The sequence below is a fragment of the Haladaptatus ordinarius genome (assembly GCF_054177595.1).
On the sequence record NZ_JBPEHH010000209.1, the window covers coordinates 1 to 3,363 of the forward strand.

Genomic DNA, 3,363 nt, shown 5'->3' on the forward strand with positions numbered 1-3,363 from the left:
AGCACGGCTTGTGCGCCGGCGTACCGCTGGGCCAGGTCGTCGAGGTTCGCGTTCTCGACGCGAACCTCTTCGACGATCTTCCCAGCCTCATCCATCACTGCCACCTGTGCGTACCGTTTTGGACATCAATTCCGAGGTACATGGTTCGTTCACCCGGGACGCCAGTGCGTGAAGCAGAGATTCACCTATTCGGGCTTTCCCGGATGCCGCGCGCCGCGGCATCCGGGCTGTCACGCCCATGACTCGGCTTCTTTCGCACACGGACCAGTCAACAGAACGTGCTCTGTGGCACAGAAATCCTCTCGGTCTCTTGCGCCCCATATCTTGTTTCACGCTCTCCTAGGGTAGCAGCGTTTCCATCAAGTCAACAGAACCAACCAACGATTCGATGCCACCCTTCAATGAAGCAGTTCGTGAAATCAGTGGTTGAATTGTAAGGATCAATTAACGATCAGGACGCATTCGGTCTGGCTTCATTGTAGAGGTTCGTCAATGGCCGACGACGTACGTCCTGAGTGTGACTACTGTTCACGCCGTAGAATCCAGCCTTAGGATCGATTTCTCAATGGTGACACAAATTTGATTATCACAGTTATTATATTGGTGTAGCTAATGAGCTATCAGTGATGAACGGATGTAAAATGGAAAATACATCGTCGGATGTCATTCGGGTCGGCCTACGTACTCGGCATTGGCTACAGTCTTCTATGCTAGGCTGGAAAAGATTTTCTCACCTCGTATGTAGAGTCGTATGAAGATTGATCCGATCAACTACGACGTGGATGAGCTCCACGAGCTCTTCGATAGGGAGGGTGAAGTTGGGCGATTGGAGAGTCAGGCCAAAGAGGACGTCGTTCTCTGGCCATCGAAAGCCCAATACCCGGCACTGAGTATCGAGGATCCAACACCCGAGCAACATGAGTGGCTGTGCAAATTGCTGGAGGGGGTCAACCCGTCGATGCTGGGGTCGAAGCCGTACCTGCACGAGTTCCCGAAGGACAAAGAGGCCTCCGCGCTCACATTCGACTGGCTTCATTTCCTCTCCGAGACAGCTGGCTTTTGGGGAACGGTTGATACGCTAGAACACTACCAAACGCTGGGCTGGTTCACACCCCCGGTTGCGAAGGATCTGAACGACCACCTGTTCGGTATCGCCATGAGCGACGGCGACGGTTACAAGGCGCTTGACACGGCCGACCACCTGTTAAGTTTCGCGTACGTAGCTAAGCTCGCTGCGATAGTGTGATTGACATTTTGATTCATATCCCAAATCGAAAACAGTAGTATTATTATACCAGTGTTGCTGATCGAAGATGTATGAGCAACGAGGGAAGCAACCAGGAGACTACAGATGAGGGAACGCCGATCCCAGTAGGAGTCAAGCTTGGAAGCACGCGCACCGTCATCGCCCTACCGCAAGGGAATACCGTACAGACCATCGATGCACTCACCTGCCTCGCGACGTACGAGGACGTACTAACCAATGAGGAGCGCGTCCTCTACGGCGAGCAGGCGTCTCTGGAATACCCCGACCGAGTGCAATACATGCTTCGGTCAGGGCTACCGGAGAATGACGACGACGTAAGGGTCGCTGAGCGCTTTTTCGATGAGTTCACTCAGACCAATGACATCCCCGCGAATAGCGTCGTCGTCTACGCCATTCCAACCATCGACAACGAACAAGGACTCGACAACCTCGCGACGGTTATTGAGAGCAGCAACATCGGCAACAAACTCATCCGGAGCTACCCGGAATCACTCTGTGGCGCTATCGCCGCCCCCGGCATCGGGGTGGATGCCATCGAGCAGGTCTTTATCGGCATCAACTTGGGCTCGACCAACCTTGAGGTGTGTGCCTACCGCCGGGGCCAGCAGTTGTCACGGTTCGCGACCGGCGCGGTCACAGGCAACAAAGTCGATCGGTACATTAGCAACAATATCGAGGAGGAGACCCAGGGACGGGTCAACGTTGACACACAGACCGCCCGCGAGTATAAGGAGACGCATGGCGACTTCGAGAACTTCGAGCCGTTCACGGACATCATCCAGCAGCCTGGCGGTGGTACCCACGAGTTCACTATCGAAACCAGCGTAATGGACGGGCTCGACGCGTACGTCGACGAGACCGTCGATAAAATCGCCAACACGTTCCTCCCCCAGCTGGCCAATGATCACATCAAAATCTACAAGCGGGCGCTCAACGAGGACATCGTCCTCACGGGCGGGATGGCGTGTATCCCGGGGCTGGTCGATGAATTCGAGACCCGCCTGAGTAAGGAGCTTCAGCACGAGGTGTCAGTGACAGCACCCGACGAGCCCGCGACGGCTGCCGCCCGCGGCGCCCAGCGTATCGCCGATCGATTTGTTGAAAACAACTCGTACTATACTCAATAACATAAAGTGAGCGTGTCATAGAATACGTCTCACACACTACCCAGCGATTGTACGGTCCTCATTTCGCTTATACTCCAGTGGTTCCATCAGTCATCTGTTTTGTCCACAATTAAGATCGCGAATAATAGCGATTGGGAACTATTGGGCCTTGTTTAGACGCTGGAGAAAGTGGCTCACTCGGATGAACTAACTGCCCTCTGAATCAACCCGAGCAGTGTGTTCTCTCGTCTCTCGCGCTTTACAGATCGCCTCGTAACACTGGCGAAACGCGCTGTCGCTGGCGTTACATCACCAGCGGTCAAGAAGGGCGACGGTGGCTACGCTGACTGGGTAATCGTTGTAATCCACGGCCTCCGCGAATACCTTGACCTTCCCTATCGACGGCTCCTCGATGTGCTTCACGAGATGCACGGGATCGTCGAGAAAATGAACCACGTAGTCTCCAGGTGCCAACCCATCTGTCCCAACTCGAATCTCATACGTTCGAATGATCGTCTCACCCGGTTCGATCCGTGTTCCGATCCCAACTGAATTGACTTCGCCTTCCCATCTCTGAACGATATGTGACCACTCGATGCATACTCACCCCACAATAAAAATGAGCGATCGTCACTGTCTGCTTCAGCCCACAGGACACTCAATGGTGGGGGCGGTCCACTCAAAATGATTCGTTCCTCGTCACTTCGATTGGTCACAGGAAATTCAATCATACCAGGTGATTCTGGTGTGACTTGCTCATTTTTCAGTTCGGCTGTTATCGTGAGGGCTGACGGAGTATCTGATGATCGACGGTAGAGCACAACGCCGATATGCGTCCATACATCATTGGTTCCGCGTTCCCAGGTGAAAAAGTCGCTAGTTGTCCACTCTGGCTCAAGAGACCAGTTGCTGACACGTAGTAGTCAGAATGAGGCGACTGAATCAGTCGCCTGATTCAGCCGCTGTCCGGATTGGTGCGTAATGAGGCTA

General features: G+C 53.9%; 2 protein-coding genes and 2 pseudogenes. 3 read left to right on the top strand and 1 reads right to left on the bottom strand.

All coding sequences use genetic code 11. The features are described 5' to 3' along the window. A pseudogene (locus ACR3FF_RS26325) lies at positions 1 to 142 on the bottom strand (IS110 family transposase); the annotation flags it as partial. 609 nt (positions 143 to 751) lie between these two features. Between ACR3FF_RS26325 and ACR3FF_RS26330 the strand changes: the two are divergent. From ACR3FF_RS26330 to ACR3FF_RS26340, 3 genes and pseudogenes are all read left to right on the top strand, one after another. Continuing rightward, positions 752 to 1,246 carry a FlaD/FlaE family flagellar protein gene (locus tag ACR3FF_RS26330; RefSeq protein WP_458191046.1) on the top strand — a complete coding sequence of 165 codons (495 nt, stop codon included), beginning with the start codon at positions 752 to 754 and terminating at the stop codon, positions 1,244 to 1,246. A gap of 71 nt (positions 1,247 to 1,317) precedes the next feature. Then, positions 1,318 to 2,394 (top strand): rod shape-determining protein, encoded by a 1,077-nt coding sequence (locus ACR3FF_RS26335; RefSeq protein ID WP_458191047.1) that lies wholly within the window; start codon positions 1,318 to 1,320, stop codon positions 2,392 to 2,394. Positions 2,395 to 2,610: 216 nt separating this feature from the next. Beyond that, a pseudogene (locus ACR3FF_RS26340) lies at positions 2,611 to 2,823 on the top strand (IS5/IS1182 family transposase); the annotation flags it as partial. Positions 2,824 to 3,363 lie beyond the last annotated feature (540 nt).

What these genes read in the sequence shown, in the direction of transcription:
- ACR3FF_RS26330 (WP_458191046.1), top strand. Translation starts at nt 752, where the DNA reads ATGAAGATTGATCCGATCAACTACGACGTGGATGAGCTCCACGAGCTC.
- ACR3FF_RS26335 (WP_458191047.1), top strand. Translation starts at nt 1,318, where the DNA reads ATGAGCAACGAGGGAAGCAACCAGGAGACTACAGATGAGGGAACGCCG.